The following is a 19,095-nucleotide window of genomic DNA, read 5'->3' as shown; positions in this document are numbered from 1 at the left end:
ACCCCGTATGGCCCGCGGCAATAACCTCAACGCGATTTTACATTTCGAAGCGGTCGCGCGTCGCGGGTCGCTGACGGTTGCCGCCGAAGAATTGTCGGTGTCCCCCTCCGCCGTGAGCCAACAGGTCAAACTGTTGGAGCAGCAACTCGGCATCAAACTGTTTCGCCGCAAGGGGCGCAATCTGGTTTTGACCCTGGAGGGCGAGCAGTTGTTCCAAACCTCGGCCACTGCGCTGCGGATGCTGTCGGAGGCGCGCAAAAACCTTGGGAAAACCCGCGAAACCCGCCGCCTCAATCTGCGCGTGACGCCAAGCTTTGGCGTGCGGTGGCTTGGCCCGCGCCTGTCGGAGTTTATCGATAGATGTCCCGACTTTGATCTGCGCGTTGATGCCGCGCCCGATCCCACTGATTTCGAACGCGAATTGATGGATCTCGATATTCGCTACGGCTCTGGAAACTGGCCTGCATTCCACTGTGTGCCGGTGCTTGAGGATCAGGTGCTGCCCTTGGCCAGCCCTGAATATCTCGCCTCTCTTGGCGGGGATGAGGCGGGTCCGGCCACGCGGTTGAACGCGGCCCGTTTGATCGACAGTGCGCGCGCCATGTGCCAGTGGGATTTCTGGCTGTGGCGCAACGGGTTGGAGGTCACGTCAAACACCAAATCCGTTCTGATGGATCGCTCGTCCCTGGCGTTGCAACTGGCGCTCGACGGGCGGGGCGTGGTGTTGGAAAGTCTGGCCATCGCCGCACCCGAAGTGGCCTCGGGGCGGCTTGTCCCCGTGACGCCGGATCTGCCGGTGTTCACCTTTCCGGCCTATTGGCTTGTCTGTCCGCCGCGCCACCTCAACCGCCGCGCGGTGCGTCTGTTCACAGACTGGATTGCGGGCCACGCGGAGGATCACGTTGCCACGGTGGCGGCGCTCAAGGCACGGTTCGGGTTGCGTGATCTTGCTATCGATGCGGCGACCGAACTGGCCCATGGTGCGCCGGAGTGAGGGTGCGCCGGAGTGAGGGTGCGCCGGAGTGAGGGTGCGCCGGATTGAGGGTGCGCCGGAGTGAGGGTGCGCCGGAGTGAACCGAGAAATCCGCATTGAAAAAGGCACGACCCGTGGGGGGCGTGCCTTTCTTTTGTCCGGTGGTTGATGTCCTGTGCGAGGTGTGGACGGGAACGCGGGGCGGGATCAGTGGATGAGCGAGCCGCCGTTCACATCGACTTCCGATCCTGTGACATAGGCCGCAAGGTCCGAGGCCAGAAACAGCGCACAGCCCGCAACATCTGACGCTTCGCCCGCGCGGCCCATCGGGATGCCGGCGAGCACTTGCTCTTTCATCGCGGGGGTCAGTTTGCCTGCGGTGATGTCGGTGGCGATAAAGCCCGGGCAAATGGCGTTGGAGCGCACGCCATCGGGGGCCAGTTCGCGGGCCATCGCCTTGGTCAGGCCCAGAACGCCCGCCTTTGCCGCCGAATAATGCGGCCCGCCAAAAATGCCGCCGCCGCGCTGTGCCGACACCGATGACATATTGACGATGGAGCCGGATTTTTGCGCCCGCATGGCGGGGATGGCCGCCTGAGACATGTAAAGCGTACCGCGCAGGGAGACATCGGTGACGGCCTCGTAGTGTTCGGCCTCGATGTCCATCAGTTTGAGCGGTTGGGTTATGCCCGCATTGTTGACGAGGATGTCGATGCGGCCCAATGCGGCGATCACGGCCTCTGCGGCGGCGATGCAATCGTCCTTGTTGGTCACGTCACAGGCCAATCCGATGTGACCCGCGCCCAGATCGGCCGCGGCGGCCGCGGCCTGATCCGCGTCGAGGTCAAGAATGGCCACGGTTGCGCCATGTTCGGCAAACAGTCGGGCGGTGGCTTTGCCAAGGCCGCGCGGGGAGGCCGCGCCGGTGATGATCGCGATTTTTCCGTCGAGTAGTTTCATGGGGTGTCTCACATCCAGGATTTGATTTTGGCGACCACAGCATCAACGCTGAGGCCGTATTGATCGTGCAGCGTGGGCAGCGCGCCCGCGTCGAGAAATTCGTCGGGCAGGGCGATGGATTTGAACGGCACGAACACGCCCGCACGCATCAGTTCGGCCGCCACCGCCTCGCCCAATCCGCCCACAATGGTGTGGTTTTCTGCCGTTACAACGAGGCGGCCGGTTTTTGCCGCTTCCGCTGTGATCGTCGCCACGTCAAGCGGTTTGATGGTCGGGCAATGCAGCACGGCGCAATCGATCCCGTCCGCTTTGAGCCGTTTGGCGGCGTCGAGCGCGCGCATGGTCATCAGGCCCGTGGAGATGAACAGGACGTCATTGCCGCCATGGATCATCTGCGCTTTGCCGAGTTTGAATTTATAGCCGTAGTCGCCCAATACATTCGCCACATTGCCGCGCGGCAGGCGCATGTAAACGGGGCCGTTGTGATCGGCAATCGCATGGGTGGCCTGTGCCGTGTCCACCGCGTCGCACGGATCAACGATGGTCAGGTTCGGCAGTCCGCGAAAGATGGCGAGGTCTTCGGTGGCTTGGTGGCTCGGGCCGTACCCCGTGGTCAATCCGGGCAGGGCGCAGACGATTTTGACGGGGAGGTTTTCCTCGGCAATTGCCATGCAAATGAAATCATAGGCGCGGCGCGAGGCGAACACGGCGTAGGTGGTGGCAAAGGGGGTGAACCCCTCGCGTGCCAGACCCGCCGCCGCCGAGATCATCACCTGTTCGGCCATGCCCATCTGGTAAAAGCGATCGGGGTATTTTTCTGCAAAAACATGCATATCCGTGTATTTGCTCAGGTCCGCTGACAGGCCCACAATGTCGTCGCGTGTGGCGGCGAGATCGCAGAGCGCGTGACCAAAGGGGGCCGGTACCGTGTCGCGCCCCTCGGCGTCGAGGGAGGCAATCATGGCGGAGGTGGCGCGGCGCTCGGTCGGGGCCGTGCGGGGCGCATATTTGGAGACGCGGCGGGATGCGGCTCCGAACGGCACATCGCCGCAATGGGCGCGGATGTGGTCGGTCATGCGGGCATCTCCGTCTCCAGATGGGCGAGGGCCTTGGCCCATTCACCGGCTTCCACGCGGATGAAATGCGTGCTTTCGCGTTCTTCCAGAAACGGGATGCCCTTGCACATCCGGGTGTTGCAAATGATGACGCGGGGCTTGGCATCGGGCAGGGCGCGGGCGGTGTCGAACGCGGTGACAAGCGCGGTCAGGTCATTGCCGTCGACCTCTTGGGCGTGCCATCCGAACGCCTCCCATTTGGGGGCTTGCGTGTAGCGCGGGGTGGCCAGTGCCCTGGTGCTTGGCCCGTCCGCTTGTTGGTCGTTGAAATCGACGATGCAGATGAGGTTGTTCAACTGCCATTGGGCCGCCGACATCACCGCCTCCCATGTCGATCCTTCGCCCAATTCGCCGTCCGACATCAGGTTGTAGACAAAAGCGTCCGAGGATTTGCGTTTGAGGCCCAGACAGGCGCCAACGGCGATGCCAAGGCCGTGGCCGAGCGAGCCGCCCGTGATCTCCATCCCCGGTGTGTAGGAGGCCATGCCCGACATCGGCAGGCGGCTGTCGTCCATGCCGTAGGTGTCCAGTTCGGCCTCGGGCAGGATGCCCGCCTCGATCATCGCGGCATAGGCGGCAATCGCGTAGTGGCCGATCGAGAGATAGAACCTGTCGCGCCCCTCCCATTCGGGGTCGGCGGCGCGGTAGGTCATGGCGTGAAAATGGGTGACGGCAAGCACGTCCGCGACGCCAAGCGCCTGACCGATGTAGCCCTGTCCCTGTACCTCGCCCATGCGCAGTGCTGTGTGGCGGATGTTCCATGCGCGCCGCGCCAGTGAGGTGTTCGAGGGGGCATGTGTGCCGCCTGATATGTCGATGTGGGCCGGTGTCATCTTTGCCTTCCGCGCTTGGTGTGTGCAGGCAGGGTTTCATGTGCGGCAGGGATCAACAATTAAGTTCTACTAAGGGAATGTGAAGCGTTTATCTAAACATCTTCGGGGTGGGGGGTGACGTTTTGTCACTTACTAACTGACTGGTCACTTATTAGTATGGTGACGACTCGCAGACCGATCAGGGACATGTGCCAATGCCACAGGCCGAAACACAAACGGGTGCGCCCACAGACTGCGACGTGCCGAAATTCCGCCGCCGCAAGGACGAGCGCCCTGACGAGTTGCTCGACGCGGCGATTGACCTGTTCACCGAGAACGGGTTCGATCGCACGCGTGTGGCCGATATTGCCGCCCGCGCAGGCCTGTCCAAGGGGGCGGTGTATCTGTATTTTTCGTCCAAAACCGCCATCATAGAGGCACTTGTCGAGCGGGCCGTGGGCGGTATGGCCGACGAGATGGCCGCGACATTTGCCGCCTATCATGGTGATCCGCGTTCACTATTGGCGCGGGCGGCGACGCATATCGAGGCCAGACTCAGCGATCCGCGCACCTTGGCTGTTCCCAAACTGGTGATGCGCGAGGCCGCGACCCATCCGCAATTGGCCGCGCTCTACCGCGCCCGTGTTCTGGATCGTGTGTTGCCCGCCGCCACGGCGATGTTGGCCCGCGCGATGGATGCGGGGTTTATCCGGCGGACCGATCCGGAGATGTTGGTCCGTTGTGTGGCCGGGCCTGTTGTGATGCACATTCTGCTCGACGAGGTGTTCGCCGTTACGCCGCCGCAAGGGCGTGATTTGCGCGGCCTGATCGACACCCATCTGGCGTTGCTTGATGCGGGTCTTGCGCCTCATCCCTCCACAGACTTAACGCCTTCAAAGGAGCCGTTCCATGGCTGATTTTTCCACTTGGCTCGTCTCGGTCATTGCCACCGTGTATCCCGGGATCAATCCGCCGCCGCCCTATATTTATGACGGCTATGTCGAGGCCGATTTCGTCTATGCGGCGCCTGCTGCCACGGGGCGGATCGTGACAATGGAGGCGGTCGAGGGCGCACAGGTCGCCGCGGGGGCGTTGCTGTTTGCCCTTGATGACGGCAAGCAACAGGCAACCCTGCGCAGCGCTCGGGCGGGGCTGGCACAGGCGCGTGCCCAGTTGGAAAACCTCGCCACGGGGGCGCGCGAGGCCGAAGCCGAAGTGCTCCGCGCGGCCTTGGAACAAGCGCGGGTGGCGTTGGGGATCGCGCAGACCCGATTGGAGCGCTCCGAGGCGCTGCTCAAACGCGGCTCGGTCGCCGAGGCCACGGTGGAGGATCAACGCGCGACCGTGGATGAGGCGACGGCCAATGTGACCCGCCTTGAGGCCGAATTGCGCGTGGCGGAACTGCCCGCGCGTGAGGCCCAACGTCTTGCCGCCGAAGCGGCTGTGGATGCGGCCGCCGCACAGGTCGATCTGGCGCAATCCACCCTGGATGACCGTCGCGTGTATGCGCCCGTCAGCGGTCAGGTGGAGCGGGTCTATTATGATGCGGGCGAGGTCGCGGGGGCGGCGGCGCCTGTGGTGTCGGTGTTGCAGGTGGATGCGATGACGGCGCTGTTTTTCGTGCCCGAGGCCGACCGTGCGGACCTGTCGGCGGGCGACGTGGTCGCGGTGTCGTGCGAGGGCTGTGGGGCGGGGCTGACGGCCACCATCACGCGCCTTGCCTCCGATCCGCAGTACACGCCGCCGATCCTGTATACGGCCGAGCAACGCGGGCGGCTTGTCTACCGTGTCGAGGCGCGGATCGCCACGGGCGCGACCCTGCGCCCCGGTCAGCCGATTTCGGTGGATGCGACGCAGGCGGGAACAGGTGGGTAAGATGCCAAGCGATCCGGATATTGCCATTTCCGTCAAAGGCTTGACCAAGGTTTTCGGCAAGAGAACTGTGGTGGATGATTTTGATATGCAGGTCAAACGCGGCGCGATTTACGGGTTTCTCGGCCCCAACGGGTCGGGCAAAACCACCACCATCCGCATGATGTGCGGATTGCTCACCCCCGATGGCGGCACGGGGCAGTGCCTCGGCTTTGATATCCGCACCGAGGCCCGCGAGATCAAGAAACGCGTGGGCTATATGACGCAGAAATTCTCGCTCTACGGCGACCTGACCATTCGCGAAAACCTTGATTTCACCGCCCGTATGTTCGGGATGGCGGACCGTGAGGCGCGTGTGGCACAGGCGATTGCCGGTCTGGGCCTTGAGGGGCGCGGCGAACAATTGGCGGGAACGTTGTCGGGCGGGTGGAAGCAACGTTTGGCGCTTGCCGCCTGCATGATCCACGACCCTGATCTGTTGTTGCTCGACGAGCCGACCGCGGGGGTTGACCCAAAGGCGCGGCGCGAGTTTTGGGACGAGATCCGGCGGTTGTCGGCGCGGGGCGTCACGGTGCTTGTCTCGACCCACTACATGGACGAGGCGGTGCAATGCGACCACATCGCCTATATCGCCTATGGCAAAAAGTTGATCGACGGGGTGGCGGGGGCGATCCCGCGTGAAATCGGCCTGTCGACCTATGTGGTGACGGGGCCGGATCTGGCCGCCTTGGAGGATCGTCTCAAACATGACGACCGCGCGGGACAGGTGATCCGCTTCGGGGATAAATTGCACGTCTCGGGCACGGATGAGGCGGCTCTGGACGCGCTTGCGGGTGATGAAAGGCGTGCCGGGATCCACATCTGGACGGCCAAGGATGCGGGGTTGGAGGAGGCGTTTATCTATCTCATGGCGGGGGCCAGGGATAACTTTGGCGCCGCGCCACAGGAGGCCGCGCCATGAACCTGATCCGTGATGCGTTTTCATGGGCGCGGTTTCGCGCCATCCTGATCAAGGAATTCATCCAGATGAAGCGCGACCGCGTGACCTTTGGCATGATGATCGGCATCCCTGTGATGCAGCTTTTGCTGTTCGGCTATGCCATTGATACCGACCCGCATCACCTGCCGACACTGGTCGAGATGGGCGACGAAAGCCCGATGGCGCGGGCGGTTCTGGCCGGTATGGACACGTCCGAATATTTCGATTTCGTCGGGATTTCGACCTCTGAGGGGCAAAGCGATCTGGCGTTGCGCGATGGCACGGCAACGGTGATTCTGACCATCCCCACGGGGTTTCAACGCGATGCGATGCGCGGCCAGTCGCCCGAACTGTTGCTGACCGTCGACGCCTCTGATCCGGTGGCCGCCGCGGGGGCCATCGGTGCGATTGGCGGTGTGGTCGAGGTGGCGATGGCGCAAACGCTGACGGGGCCTTTGTCCTCGGCGGCCTCGGCCCCGCCGCCGTTTTCGGTTGCGGTCCACCGTGCGTTCAATCCCGAGGGGGAGACCTCGACCAATATCGTTCCGGGGCTGTTGGCGGTGATTTTGTCGATGACAATGGTGATGATCACGGCGGTGGCGATCGTGCGCGAGACCGAGCGCGGCACGATGGAGAGCCTGATGGCCAGTCCGGTGCGCCCCGCCGAGGTGATGTTGGGCAAAGTCTTGCCGTATGTCTTTGTCGGCTACGTGCAAACCATCGTGTTTCTGGTCTCTGCGCGGGCCTTGTTCGATGTGCCGTTTACGGGGTCGTTCCTGGCATTTTTCCTTGGTTTCAACCTCTATATCATCGTCAATCTGGCGCTCGGGTTTTTGGTGTCGACCCTGTCGCGCAGCCAGATGCAGGCCATGCAAATCTCGTTTTTCACGATCCTGCCGACGATTTTGTTGTCGGGGTTCATGTTCCCCTATGCCGCGATGCCCGCATGGGCGCAGGTGATCGGGACGGCGATCCCCGCCACGCATTTCTTGCGCCTCGTGCGCAAGGTGATGCTCAAGGGCGCGGGGGTGATGGAGGTGGCAGGCAACATGGGGGCGATTGCGATCATATTGGTGGTGATTACGGTGGTGGCATTGCGGCGGTACCGGCAGACGCTTGATTAAATGTCCGCTATTTTCGAGGGTTATCCCGCTTTTCATACCTTATTAAAAGAATAGGGATTGACCTACCCGAGTGAAATTGTCAGATAAGGGCCTGTATCACAGCCCCTCCAGTACGGGGTGCCATTCTGACACGTCACAGGGACAGACATTCATTATGAAACGCACATCTACCGCTTTTGCCGTCGCTTCGCTTGCCGCGCTCGCACCACTCACCGCCAACGCCGGCGCCGCCGAGGTTGTGGCGACCTATGCCGATATCGCCGAGGCCGCGTATGGCGACAGCCTGACCACCGCTCAGGCGCTCGGTGACGCTGTTGATGCGCTGATTGCCGCGCCTTCGGCCGAAACCCTTGCGGCGGCCAAGACCGCATGGATCCGCGCCCGCGTGCCGTATCAGCAGACCGAAGTCTACCGCTTTGGCAACCCGATCGTTGACGAATGGGAGGGCAAGGTGAACGCCTGGCCCCTCGACGAGGGTCTGATCGACTACGTTGCCGCCTCTTATGGCGGGGCAGGCGACGAGAATGAATTGCGCGCCCTGAACGTGATTGCCAACCCGAACTTCAGCCTGTCGGGCGAAGAGATCGACGCGACCGAGATCACGCCCGAGCTGATTGGCGAGACCCTGCACGAAGCTGACGAGATCGAGGCCAACGTGGCCTCCGGTTATCACGCGATCGAGTTCCTGCTTTGGGGTCAGGACCTGAACGGCACCGAGCATGGTGCGGGCAACCGTCCGTGGACCGATTATGCGCAGGGCGACGCCTGTACCAATGGCAACTGTGACCGCCGTGGCGACTACCTGTCGGCGGCCACCGCCCTTTTGGTGTCCGATCTGGAATACATCTCTGCGGCATGGGCCGAGGGTGGCGCGGCCCGCGCGGCTGTGACCGCCGATCCGGCTGCGGGCATCACCGCGATGCTGACGGGCATGGGGTCGCTGTCCTATGGCGAGCAGGCGGGCGAGCGGATGAAGCTTGGCCTGATGCTCAACGATCCCGAGGAAGAGCATGACTGCTTCTCCGACAACACCCACAACTCGCACTATTATGACGGTTTGGGCATTCGCAACGTCTACGTCGGTCAGTACGTGCGTGCCAATGGCGAGATCGTCAAGGGAGAGAGCCTGAACGATCTGTTGGCGGCAAGCGACCCTGCGGTGGCCGCCGATCTCGGTGCGGCGCTTGACCGTTCTGTGGCGCAACTGGGCACGCTCAAGGCGGCGGCAGAGGCGGGGTTCTCCTATGACCAGATGCTGGCGCGCGGCAATGTCGCGGGTGAGGCCCTGATCATGGGGGCGGTTGACGCCTTGGTCGCGCAGACCCGTGATATCGAACGCGCCGTGACCGTTCTCACCTCTGCGGCGATTGAGGTCGAGGGCTCCGACAGCCTCGACAACCCTGACGCCGTTTTCGAGTAAAGCACACTACGAGTTAGGGGCGGTGCGGGTCTTTCGGGCCGCTCCGCCCCGTCTTTCCGGCCGCCGGCGCCGCCCGTTCCTGTTTGAGGTCCGCCCATGATTGTCTGTTCTTGCAACGCTCTCACTGACCGCGACATCCATGCCGCGATCGACTGGATGCGGGCCGCTGACCCCGACACCGTCATTACGCCGGGCAAGGTCTACCGCGCCTTGGGCAAAGCGCCCGATTGCGGCGGCTGTATGTCGTTTTTCCTTTCAACTATGCGCAAGAATACTAACCTCAAGGTACCCGCCGTGTTGTGCGGGCTAAACGAGACACGCAAGAAAAGGACGACATCGACATGAAAGGCGACGCAAAAGTCATTGAGTATCTGAACGCAGCCCTGCGATCCGAGCTGACTGCAATTTCCCAATACTGGGTGCATTTCCGTCTGCAAGAGGATTGGGGTCTCGACAAGATGGCCCAGAAATCCCGTGCGGAAAGCATTGAGGAAATGAACCACGCCGATAAGTTGATCGCGCGTATTTTGTTTCTTGAGGGCCATCCGAACCTGCAAAAACTTGATCCGTTGCGGATCGGGGAAACCCCGAAAGAAACGCTTGAAGCCGACCTCGCCGGAGAGCATGACGCGATCACGCTTTACCGCGAAGCGCGCGAGCACTGTGAAAAAGTTGGTGATTACGTCTCCAAGAACCTCTTTGAGGGTTTGATCACCGACGAGGAAGGCCATGTTGATTTTCTCGAAACCCAACTCGATCTCTACAACCGTCTGGGGGAACAAGGCTACGCGTTGCTTAATGCGGCGCCGATGGACACGGCCGAGTAAACGCGCGGCTGTGGTCGCCTTGTCTCTCGTTATGGGGCAGGGCGCGTGTGCTGCGGATGATCTGGCGCAGGATTTGCATTTGCCCGCACTCGCCCGCACCGCCCAGGAGGCGGCGCGGGTGGCGCGTGTCACCGCACCTACCGATGAGTTTACCACCGCCGAGCCGTTCGAGACCAATCAGGGGGGGGCGGCAACGGTTGTGACCCGTGCCATATCCCGCGACATGTCCCGCGCGTTTTCGCACCCCTCGGCCTCGCTCACCGCCGGACAGGAGTTGCAGTTCTCGCTTGGCCGTGCGGTGTTCAAAAAGCTGTGGGTGTCCTCGCCGTCCTCCACCAAGGCGTCCGACGGTCTTGGCCCGCTTTACAATGCCCGCTCATGTTTGCGCTGCCACGACAACAACGGGCGTGGCCATCCGCCCGAACAGGCGGGGGATACCGCCGTGTCGATGGTGTTGCGTCTTTCGGTGCCGGCAGCACCCGATGCGCCTTTGAGCGCCATCGAGACCTATCTGGCCGCGCGTGACGGCTCTGGCGCGTCGCCTGTCACGCGCCCCGAGCCGGTCTATGGCGCACAGCTTCAGGATTTTGCCATTCAGGGCCACGCGGCCGAGGGGCAGATGACGGTCCACTATAACGAGACACCCGTGACGCTTGCGGATGGTGCGGTGGTGTCCTTGCGCGCGCCTGTTTATGGTCTGGCGAACATGGCATACGGCGCGGTGTCGCCCGATGTCATGGTGTCGCCGCGTGTGGCGAACCCGATGATCGGACTTGGCCTGTTGGATGCCATTCCCGCAGCGGATATTCTGGCCCATGCCGATCCCGGAGATGCGGACGGGGACGGGATTTCGGGGCGGCCTCAAATCGTCTGGTCGGCGGATCATGGCCAACCCGTTTTGGGCCGGTTTGGGTGGAAGGCGGGCAATCCGTCGGTCGCGGTGCAATCGGCGGCGGCGTTTTCCAGTGATATCGGCCTGTCCACACCGCATCTGTCCAATGCGGCGGGGGAGTGTACCGCCCGTCAGGCCGCGTGCGTGGCGGCGGAGCATGGCGATGGCGATGTGCGCGACACCGAAGTGGATCAAACGGGTCTGGATCTCGTGACGTTTTACGCCGCCAACCTCGGCGTGCCTGAGCGGCGCGCGGTGGATGATCCGCAGGTGCTGCGCGGCAAGGCGCTGTTTTACACCAGCGGATGTGCGGCCTGTCATGTGCCTAAATACGTCACCGCCCGTCTCGAGGGGGCGGATGCCGCGGCGCAGTCGTTCCAACTGATCTGGCCTTACTCCGACCTGTTGTTGCACGACATGGGCGAAGGACTTGCCGATGGACGTCCCGAGGGACGCGCCACAGGACGCGAATGGCGCACACCCCCTTTGTGGGGGATCGGTTTGACGGCGCAGGTCTCGGGGCATACCTACTTTTTGCATGACGGACGCGCCCGCTCTTTGCTAGAGGCTGTGGTGTGGCATGGCGGTGAGGCCCAAGCCGCCCGTGACACTGTCGTCCAGATGACCCAAGCCGACCGCGAGGCCCTTTTGCGGTTTCTCGAAAGCCTTTGAATAACAGGATTTTACATGCGTAATCTCACCTTTGCCCTGGCCCTTGTCAGCAGTGCCACCTGCGCATTGCCCGTTGCCGCCGATCCGCTACAGGATGCGGTGAGCCGTGTGGTGGTGACGTATATCGACCCTGCGATGACGGCGTTTTCGGACACCGCACATGCCTTGGCCGATGCCGCGCATGACGATTGCACTGCGCCCCGTCTGCGCGGGGCCTATCACGACACCTTTGATGCGTGGCTGCGGGTTGAGCCCTTTGCGCTATCGTCCTTTGATGCGGGCGGTCACGCCACGGCGATCTCGTTCTGGCCTGACAAAAAGGGCATGATCCCGCCCGCGCTTTCCGCCCTGATTGCCGCCGAGGACCCCGTGGTGTTCACGCCTGTGGATTTTGCGGATGTGTCGATTGCGGCACGGGGCCTGTTTGCGCTTGAGTACATGCTGTTTGATCCCGCCTTCGCGCAGTACCCGCAAGGCAGCTACTCTTGCGCTTTGGTTCAGGCCCAGACGGCGGATCTGGCCGCTATGGCCGATGATGTCGACCATGCATGGTTTGGCCCGACGGGTTTTGCGCGGATGTTGGAGACCGCAGGCGAGGACGGAAATCCGCGCTATTTCACCCCGCGCGAGGCGGTTCAGGCGCTCTACACCACTGTCACGGCAAGTCTGGAGCATAATCGCGGCACCCGCCTTGGCCGTCCGATGGGCTCGTTTGAAAAACCGCGCCCGACCCGTGCCGAGGCCCGCCGGTCCGAACGTTCGGCCCGCAATCTGATCGGGTCGCTTCGCGGCGTGGGGGATCTGGCCGACACTCTGGCCCCCGATGGCGCACCCGATACCGTGGCCGCCCTTGACGCGGCGATTGCGCAGATCACCGCACTGGAGGATCCGGGCTTTGCGCGGGCCGATGATCTTGGCGTGCGGTTCAAAATGGAAGTGATCCAACAGCGGATCGAGGCGGCGGCACATGCCTCTGCCAATGAAATCGGTGCGGCCCTCGGGGTTGCTGCGGGCTTTAACGCGGGCGATGGGGATTGATATGGCCACCCGGCGCAGGTTTCTGGCGGGGTTGACCGCCGCCACCCTTATTCCACGTGTGACATGGGCCGATGCGGGCAGTCCGGCCTTTTTAGGTGCGGCCAAAGACAGCCAGGGGGCCTATGGCCTCTACGGGTTGGACGAAAATGCCCGGATTATATTCCGCGTGCCGTTGCCCGCGCGCGGTCATGCCGCCGCTGCCCATCCCACCGCACCCGAGGCCGTTGGGTTCGCCCGTCGCCCCGGCACTTTTGCGGTGGTGATCAACTGTGTGGATGGCACGGTATTGCACCGCCTCGAGGCGCCGCAGGGCCGACATTTTATGGGCCACGGCGTGTTTGTGAACGGCGGCGATATGCTTTTGACGCCCGAAAACAACTATGCCGGACGCAAGGGGGTGCTTGGCCTTTGGGATCGCGGCCGTGGCTACGCCCGTGTGGGCGAGGTCGAGACGGGTGGCATCGGACCGCATGATATCAAACGCCTTGCCGATGGGTCGCTCGTGGTGGCCAATGGCGGCATTTTCACCCATCCCGACCACGGCGAGGGGCGTGACAAGCTGAACCTCGACACGATGCAGCCCTCGCTCGCCTATCTGTCACGCGATTTTGAGATTACCGAGCAGGTCACGCTCGATGCGGATCTGCACCACAACTCGATCCGTCACTTGTCGGTGGGGCCGGACGGTCAGGTGGCCTTTGCGATGCAGTGGGAGGGGGAGGCAGATGCGGTTGTGCCGCTCCTCGGCCTGCACCGTCGCGGGGAGGCGCCCGTGTTGGCGATGGCCGCCGGTGCGGATCAGTCCCGCATGAAAAACTACGCCGGATCGGTGGCCTTTTCGGGCGACGGGGGCGCGGTGGCGATCACCTCGCCCAGGGGCGGATTGATGCAACGCTATGCCACGGACGGGGCCTATCTGGGCGCTGTGGCGCGCACGGATATTTGCGGATTGGCCCCGCGCGGGTCGGGGTGGATCGGGTCGGACGGGCTTGGCGGATTGATGGCGATCGACACGGGGGTGCGCCCGCTTTTGGTTGCCGACGGGTTAATGTGGGACAATCACCTTGTATCTCTCGCCGCCATGGTGTGAGATCGTCGCCATGACAAATTTCCTTGATGTTCGCACCCGCTTCATGTTGCCGCTCTGGCGGCGTATCCTGTTTTCCGGCCTGACGCTCTTTTGGGGCGCGATGGAATTTTTTTCCGGCTCTGCGGGGTTCGGAATGTTGTTTCTGGCGGCGGGGGGCTATCTCGCTCACCAGTTCTTTATCGTTTACGATGCGGATGCATGGATGGCCTTTTTCGAGGAACAAGATGCCGCCGAAGCCGCCAAGCGCGGCGAGACGGTGGCCGTTAAACCAACAAAATCAGACGGCGGTGAATAAATTTTTAATAGAATTGTGTGAAGCTGGCCTCCGCACCTTGCAGGTCCCCAGTTCCGAAACTAAGATTCGAGTAATAATTCAGCGCTAATCATCCATAAGAGTTCCAGAGGCAGGCCGAAGATGAAAGATCCGATTGATACCTACATGAACACGCTCGTCCCCATGGTCGTTGAGCAAACGAGCCGTGGCGAACGTGCCTATGATATTTTCTCGCGTCTGCTCAAAGAGCGGATCATTTTCCTCAACGGTCCCGTGCATGACGGCATGTCGAGCCTCATCTGTGCGCAGTTGTTGTTCCTCGAAGCCGAAAACCCGACCAAGGAAATCGCGATGTACATCAACAGCCCCGGTGGTGTCGTCACCTCCGGCCTGTCGATCTACGATACGATGCAATACATCCGTCCCAAGGTGTCGACCCTTGTGATGGGTCAAGCCGCCTCGATGGGCTCTTTGCTGTTGACCGCCGGTGAAAAAGGGATGCGCTTCTCGCTGCCCAATTCCCGCGTCATGGTGCACCAACCCTCCGGTGGCTATCAGGGGCAGGCGACGGATATCATGATCCACGCCCAGGAAACCCAAAAGCTGAAGGACCGTTTGAACGGCATCTACGTCAAACATACGGGCCGCAAAATGAAAGAGGTTGTGGACGCGCTCGAGCGGGACAACTTCATGTCGGCAGACGAGGCCAAAGAATTCGGTCTGATCGACGAGATCGTCGAAAGCCGCGGCGATATCGAAGGGTAACGCGAGCGGGGCGCCCGCGCAGGCGTCAAAACCGACATGGGTTTTCTCATGGGTTTTGGCATTGTACCTGCGAATTGGCTGTCCTACACTCGCATGTAACACAATATTCAGGCGGCAGGTTCGCGCCGCCTGATCGACCAAACAAAGGCCAGTTGGCCTTAGGGGAATGCAATGTCGAATTCGTCCGGTGGTGACAGCAAGAACACGCTCTACTGTTCCTTTTGCGGCAAGAGCCAGCACGAGGTGCGCAAGCTGATCGCGGGTCCAACCGTTTTCATCTGTGATGAATGTGTTGAGCTTTGCATGGACATCATCCGCGAGGAAACCAAATCCTCCGGTCTGAAATCCTCCGAAGGGGTGCCTGCACCCAGAGAAATCTGTGCCGTCCTCGATGATTACGTGATCGGTCAGGCGACCGCCAAACGCGTACTGTCGGTGGCCGTCCACAACCACTACAAACGTCTCAACCACGCCTCGAGCGGGGCGGGCGACATCGAACTGGCGAAATCCAACATCTTGCTCGTCGGCCCCACGGGGTGCGGTAAAACGCTGTTGGCTCAGACACTTGCCCGTATTCTCGATGTGCCGTTCACGATGGCGGATGCGACCACATTGACCGAAGCCGGCTATGTCGGTGAGGACGTGGAAAACATCATCCTCAAACTGCTTCAGGCGTCCGAGTACAACGTCGAGCGCGCACAACGCGGCATCGTTTACATCGACGAGGTCGACAAGATTACGCGCAAATCCGACAACCCGTCCATTACCCGTGACGTGTCGGGCGAGGGCGTCCAACAGGCGCTTTTGAAAATCATGGAAGGCACCGTGGCCTCCGTTCCGCCGCAGGGCGGGCGCAAGCATCCACAGCAGGAATTCCTGCAAGTCGATACGACGAACATCCTGTTCGTGTGCGGCGGTGCATTTGCGGGCCTTGACCGGATTATCGCACAGCGCGGCAAAGGTTCTGCCATCGGCTTTGGCGCCGATGTGAAAGAGGAAAATGCCAAGGGGATCGGTGAGCTGTTCTCCGAACTTGAGCCCGAAGATCTGTTGAAATTCGGCCTTATCCCTGAATTCGTTGGCCGTCTGCCCGTGCTCGCCACGCTCGAAGATCTCGACGAAGACGCGCTTGTCACCATCCTGTCGGCGCCGAAAAACGCATTGGTCAAACAATACCAACGCCTGTTCGAACTCGAAGATGTGGTGCTGACCTTTACCGACGAGGCCCTCACGGCGATTGCCAAGCGGGCGATCAAACGTAAAACGGGGGCGCGCGGTTTGCGCTCTATCCTTGAGGACATCCTGCTCGATACCATGTTCGAGCTGCCGGGTACGGAAAATGTCACCGAAGTTGTGGTCAACGAAGAGGCCGTCAACTCCGACGCCAAGCCATTGATCATCTACGGTGAAGCCGAAAAAGAGGCGACTGTCGGCTAAATGCCTGTCGCATCGACCGCTGTGCAAGCGCCGCCCTTCGGGGCGGCGTTTCGCGTTCGGGACAGGCGGGTTTCATGGGTTCGGGCGGCGGGCAAAATGGCCTTGCATGCGCTGCGGGCTTGCGTAAATGATCGCGCAGCCGCCCCGTGGCGGAGTTTCAATCCTATGTCCTCGAAAGGCACCCGCATGTCACGTACACTCATCTCCTCCGGTTCTCCTTTTGAGGAAAAAATCGCCTATTCCCGCGCGGTTGTTGTCGATGGTTGGGTCTTTGTCTCCGGCACCACGGGGTATGATTACGCCACGATGAGCATGCCCGAAGGTGTCGCGGACCAGTGCCGCAATACGCTTGGCACCATTGCCAAAGCCTTGGCCGAGGCCGGGGCCTCGATGGCCGATGTCGCCCGCGTGCGTTATATTCTGCCCGATGGCGCGGACTTCGAGGCCTGTTGGCCCGTCCTGCAAGAGGTGTTCGGCGCTGTGCGTCCCGCCGCCACGATGATTGAGGCCCGTCTGCTTGATCCCGCAATGAAAATCGAGATTGAAGTGACCGCAAAATTGCCCGCATCCTGCGCGTAGGGCAGGGGTATAAACGACCGCGCACAGGGGCGAGTGGGGCTTGTCAGGCCGTCATCGGGCGGCGGACACCTGCCATTCGCCCTGATTTGACCATGAATAGCGCACGGAAACTCTGGACCTTGCGCCCGCATTAGGTCATATCAGGAACCAACATTTTCGGAGGTTGTCCCATGGGTATTTTGAACACGGCATTGCGCGCACTTGTGTGGTGGAAAGGCCAGACGATTGGCACACAGCTTTTCACATGGCGCCACGGCGTCAAGCTCGGCGAAGATAGTCAGGGCAATATCTTTTACCGCAACGAAGACGACTCGCGCCGTTGGGTGATCTACAATGGTGAGGTCGAAGCCTCGCGCGTTGATCCCGCATGGCACGGTTGGTTGCACCGCACCTTTGACAACCACCCCGGACATCTCCCGCTTGAGCATAAAGAGTGGGAAAAACCGCATGTGGAAAACATGACCGGCACCGCCGCGGCCTATGCCCCCGCGGGGTCACTTCGTCAGGCAAAGCCCGTTGCGCGCACCGATTACGAGGCGTGGCAGCCCGAATAATGCCGCCCGAAAGGGCGCGCACCAAACGGGTCTGGGGGTAAGAGTATGGCAGAAAATACAACAGAAGTTGCCGTTGGTGCGGGCGTTCTGGCGCTTGCATTGGGCTTTCTCGTTTACGCGGGCCAGGCGACGGGTTTCGCGGGTGGCGCCTCCGATACCTATCATCTCACCGCGTCGTTCCGCTCCGCCGAGGGCGTGAGCGTGGGCAGCGATGTGCGCCTTGCCGGTGTGAAAATCGGCACCGTGACCGACCTGACCCTGAACAAGGAGAGCTTTCGCGCCGAGGCCAAACTGGCGCTTGAAGGCGATGTGGCGCTTCCCGACGACACCGCCGCTTTGGTCGCGTCCGAGGGGCTCCTGGGCGGAAATTTCATCGAATTGGTGCCTGGTGGATCCATGTTCGAATTTGAAGACGGGCAGGTGATCGCCGACACCCAAAGCGCCGTGAGCCTCATCAACCTGATGCTTAAATTCGTCACCGGCGGTGACGGGGGCGCGGAATGATCCGGCGTGGTTTGAGCATTGCGGCCTTGCTCGCAGTTGGTTCGGGCGCGGGATTTGCACAGGACACGGGGTTCTCCGACGACCTGCAAACGGGGATCGGGTCGATCATTGAAACGCCGCTGGATGACACTGGCATCGGCGGGTTGTCATTGGAGGAGTTGCAATCACTCCCCGATGAGGGGTTTCAGCGCGAACTGTTTGATATCACGACCGAAACACAAGAAAGCGTGGCCAGTGGCACCGGTGCGTTAATCCGTGTTCTGGACAAGCTCACCGGCCGTGTCGAAGACATCCAGATCGCTCGCGGACAGGCCGCGACATGGGGCTATCTCACCGCGCAACTCGCCGATTGCCGCTACCCCGTTGGCAACCCGTCAGGGGACGCCTATGCCTATCTGGTGATTTCCGTCGATGGCACCGCCGAACCTGAGTTCCAAGGGTGGATGGTGGAAACCAGTCCCGCGCTGAACGCGATGGACCACCCGCGTTACGATGTCTGGGTTCTCAACTGTAGCACGTCCTGAGCCGTTGGCGGCGCGAGCCCCCTGAAATCCGCATCGAGGCCCAAGGCCGCATCAAGGCGTGTGTGATACTGCGTCCGCGCAATTTCGATGGCGCCGAGCGAGGCCAGATGCGGCGTAATGAACTGGGTGTCCAAAAGGGTGAAGCCGGTGCGGTTCAGATGCGCGATAAGGTACGAGAGTGCCACTTTGGAGGCATCGGTTTCATACGAGAACATGCTCTCTCCGAAAAAGGCCGCCCCGAGTGTGATGCCGTAAAGCCCGCCGACCATGTGGTCCCCGTTCCAGATCTCGACGGATTGTGCATATCCGAGCGTGTGGACCTGCGCGTAAAGGTTGATAATTGTCGCGTTGATCCATGTCTCGTCACGGTTGGCGCAGTGTGTCATCACCTGTGCAAAGGCGTGGTTAAAGGTCACGCGAAACCGGCCGCGCCGGATCACACGGGCCAGAGAGGTCGAGATGTGAAATGCCTCTAGCGGGAAAATGCCGCGCCGCTCGGGATCAACCCAGAATACCTCATCATCCTCGGCGCTCTCTGACATCGGAAAGACCCCGTTGGCATAGGCGTTGAGCAACAATTCAGGCGTGAGGGGCGGATGGTCCATGCGGGTAAAATGGCGCGTTTCGCGGCAAAAGAAAAGGCCCGCTCTGTGACAAGCGGGCCTTTGAATTCAATGCGTTGTG

22 protein-coding genes are annotated in these 19,095 nt (G+C 61.6%); 18 read left to right on the top strand and 4 right to left on the bottom strand.

The window, feature by feature from the left end; translation table 11 throughout:
• Positions 1-7 precede the first annotated feature (7 nt).
• Positions 8-994 (top strand): LysR substrate-binding domain-containing protein, encoded by a 987-nt coding sequence (locus tag ACN0Q0_RS00190; RefSeq protein WP_417241329.1) that lies wholly within the window; start codon positions 8-10, stop codon positions 992-994.
• Between the two features lie 186 nt (positions 995-1,180).
• Here the strand turns inward: ACN0Q0_RS00190 and ACN0Q0_RS00185 are convergent, their stop codons facing one another.
• From ACN0Q0_RS00185 to ACN0Q0_RS00175, 3 genes are read right to left on the bottom strand one after another with little or no spacing between them, the layout of a single operon-like run.
• Positions 1,181-1,933, bottom strand: a complete 753-nt coding sequence (locus ACN0Q0_RS00185) for an SDR family NAD(P)-dependent oxidoreductase (protein ID WP_417241328.1) — start codon at positions 1,931-1,933, stop codon at positions 1,181-1,183.
• Positions 1,934-1,941: 8 nt separating this feature from the next.
• Positions 1,942-3,009 (bottom strand): transketolase family protein, encoded by a 1,068-nt coding sequence (locus ACN0Q0_RS00180; RefSeq protein ID WP_417241327.1) that lies wholly within the window; start codon positions 3,007-3,009, stop codon positions 1,942-1,944.
• Positions 3,006-3,881 carry a transketolase gene (locus ACN0Q0_RS00175; RefSeq protein ID WP_417241326.1) on the bottom strand — a complete coding sequence of 292 codons (876 nt, stop codon included), beginning with the start codon at positions 3,879-3,881 and terminating at the stop codon, positions 3,006-3,008. The genes ACN0Q0_RS00180 and ACN0Q0_RS00175 overlap by 4 nt, the downstream gene beginning before the upstream one ends.
• A gap of 194 nt (positions 3,882-4,075) precedes the next feature.
• On the opposite strand from ACN0Q0_RS00175, the gene ACN0Q0_RS00170 reads away from it, so the two are divergent.
• From ACN0Q0_RS00170 to ACN0Q0_RS00090, 17 genes are all read left to right on the top strand, one after another.
• Positions 4,076-4,777 carry a TetR/AcrR family transcriptional regulator gene (locus tag ACN0Q0_RS00170; RefSeq protein WP_417241325.1) on the top strand — a complete coding sequence of 234 codons (702 nt, stop codon included), beginning with the start codon at positions 4,076-4,078 and terminating at the stop codon, positions 4,775-4,777.
• Positions 4,770-5,735, top strand: coding sequence for an HlyD family secretion protein (locus ACN0Q0_RS00165; RefSeq protein WP_417241324.1), 966 nt, complete (start codon positions 4,770-4,772; stop codon positions 5,733-5,735). Before ACN0Q0_RS00170 ends, ACN0Q0_RS00165 begins: the two co-directional genes overlap by 8 nt.
• A gap of 1 nt (position 5,736) precedes the next feature.
• Positions 5,737-6,693 (top strand): ABC transporter ATP-binding protein, encoded by a 957-nt coding sequence (locus ACN0Q0_RS00160; RefSeq protein WP_417241957.1) that lies wholly within the window; start codon positions 5,737-5,739, stop codon positions 6,691-6,693.
• Complete coding sequence (locus ACN0Q0_RS00155) at positions 6,690-7,835, top strand: ABC transporter permease (RefSeq protein ID WP_417241323.1); 1,146 nt, start codon at positions 6,690-6,692, stop codon at positions 7,833-7,835. Before ACN0Q0_RS00160 ends, ACN0Q0_RS00155 begins: the two co-directional genes overlap by 4 nt.
• Positions 7,836-7,989: 154 nt before the next feature.
• Positions 7,990-9,255 carry an imelysin family protein gene (locus ACN0Q0_RS00150; RefSeq protein WP_417241322.1) on the top strand — a complete coding sequence of 422 codons (1,266 nt, stop codon included), beginning with the start codon at positions 7,990-7,992 and terminating at the stop codon, positions 9,253-9,255.
• A gap of 96 nt (positions 9,256-9,351) precedes the next feature.
• Positions 9,352-9,600 carry a (2Fe-2S)-binding protein gene (locus ACN0Q0_RS00145; RefSeq protein WP_417241321.1) on the top strand — a complete coding sequence of 83 codons (249 nt, stop codon included), beginning with the start codon at positions 9,352-9,354 and terminating at the stop codon, positions 9,598-9,600.
• The gene (gene bfr, locus ACN0Q0_RS00140) at positions 9,597-10,082 is read left to right on the top strand and encodes a bacterioferritin (protein WP_417241320.1); all 486 of its coding nucleotides are present in this window, start codon (positions 9,597-9,599) and stop codon (positions 10,080-10,082) included. Before ACN0Q0_RS00145 ends, bfr begins: the two co-directional genes overlap by 4 nt.
• A 31-nt stretch (positions 10,083-10,113) precedes the next feature.
• Positions 10,114-11,646, top strand: a complete 1,533-nt coding sequence (locus ACN0Q0_RS00135) for a di-heme oxidoredictase family protein (RefSeq protein WP_417241956.1) — start codon at positions 10,114-10,116, stop codon at positions 11,644-11,646.
• A gap of 15 nt (positions 11,647-11,661) precedes the next feature.
• The gene (locus tag ACN0Q0_RS00130) at positions 11,662-12,684 is read left to right on the top strand and encodes an imelysin family protein (protein ID WP_417241319.1); all 1,023 of its coding nucleotides are present in this window, start codon (positions 11,662-11,664) and stop codon (positions 12,682-12,684) included.
• On the top strand, positions 12,614-13,774 hold the full coding sequence (locus ACN0Q0_RS00125; RefSeq protein WP_417241318.1) for a DUF1513 domain-containing protein: 1,161 nt from the start codon (positions 12,614-12,616) through the stop codon (positions 13,772-13,774). Before ACN0Q0_RS00130 ends, ACN0Q0_RS00125 begins: the two co-directional genes overlap by 71 nt.
• Positions 13,775-13,784: 10 nt before the next feature.
• Positions 13,785-14,069, top strand: coding sequence for a hypothetical protein (locus tag ACN0Q0_RS00120; RefSeq protein ID WP_417241317.1), 285 nt, complete (start codon positions 13,785-13,787; stop codon positions 14,067-14,069).
• 120 nt (positions 14,070-14,189) lie between these two features.
• Positions 14,190-14,813, top strand: coding sequence for an ATP-dependent Clp protease proteolytic subunit (locus ACN0Q0_RS00115; protein WP_417241316.1), 624 nt, complete (start codon positions 14,190-14,192; stop codon positions 14,811-14,813).
• A gap of 171 nt (positions 14,814-14,984) precedes the next feature.
• Positions 14,985-16,250, top strand: coding sequence for an ATP-dependent Clp protease ATP-binding subunit ClpX (gene clpX / locus ACN0Q0_RS00110; RefSeq protein WP_417241315.1), 1,266 nt, complete (start codon positions 14,985-14,987; stop codon positions 16,248-16,250).
• Between the two features lie 186 nt (positions 16,251-16,436).
• Positions 16,437-16,829 (top strand): RidA family protein, encoded by a 393-nt coding sequence (locus ACN0Q0_RS00105; protein ID WP_417241314.1) that lies wholly within the window; start codon positions 16,437-16,439, stop codon positions 16,827-16,829.
• Between the two features lie 170 nt (positions 16,830-16,999).
• Complete coding sequence (locus tag ACN0Q0_RS00100) at positions 17,000-17,383, top strand: NADH:ubiquinone oxidoreductase subunit NDUFA12 (RefSeq protein WP_417241313.1); 384 nt, start codon at positions 17,000-17,002, stop codon at positions 17,381-17,383.
• A gap of 45 nt (positions 17,384-17,428) precedes the next feature.
• Positions 17,429-17,887, top strand: a complete 459-nt coding sequence (gene mlaD / locus ACN0Q0_RS00095; RefSeq protein WP_417241312.1) for an outer membrane lipid asymmetry maintenance protein MlaD — start codon at positions 17,429-17,431, stop codon at positions 17,885-17,887.
• A complete protein-coding gene (locus tag ACN0Q0_RS00090; RefSeq protein WP_417241311.1) occupies positions 17,884-18,411 on the top strand; it encodes a DUF2155 domain-containing protein in 528 nt (175 codons plus the stop codon). The genes mlaD and ACN0Q0_RS00090 overlap by 4 nt, the downstream gene beginning before the upstream one ends.
• Here the strand turns inward: ACN0Q0_RS00090 and aat are convergent.
• Entirely contained in the window at positions 18,375-19,016 is a 642-nt protein-coding gene (gene aat / locus ACN0Q0_RS00085; RefSeq protein WP_417241310.1) for a leucyl/phenylalanyl-tRNA--protein transferase, read from the bottom strand. The genes ACN0Q0_RS00090 and aat overlap by 37 nt on opposite strands.
• Between the last annotated feature and the right edge of the window lie 79 nt (positions 19,017-19,095).

It is taken from the genome of Celeribacter sp., assembly GCF_048259695.1.
Lineage (GTDB): Bacteria > Pseudomonadota > Alphaproteobacteria > Rhodobacterales > Rhodobacteraceae > Celeribacter.
Note: the sequence above shows the minus strand (reverse complement) of the source record. Positions and strands in the feature narration are given on the sequence as shown.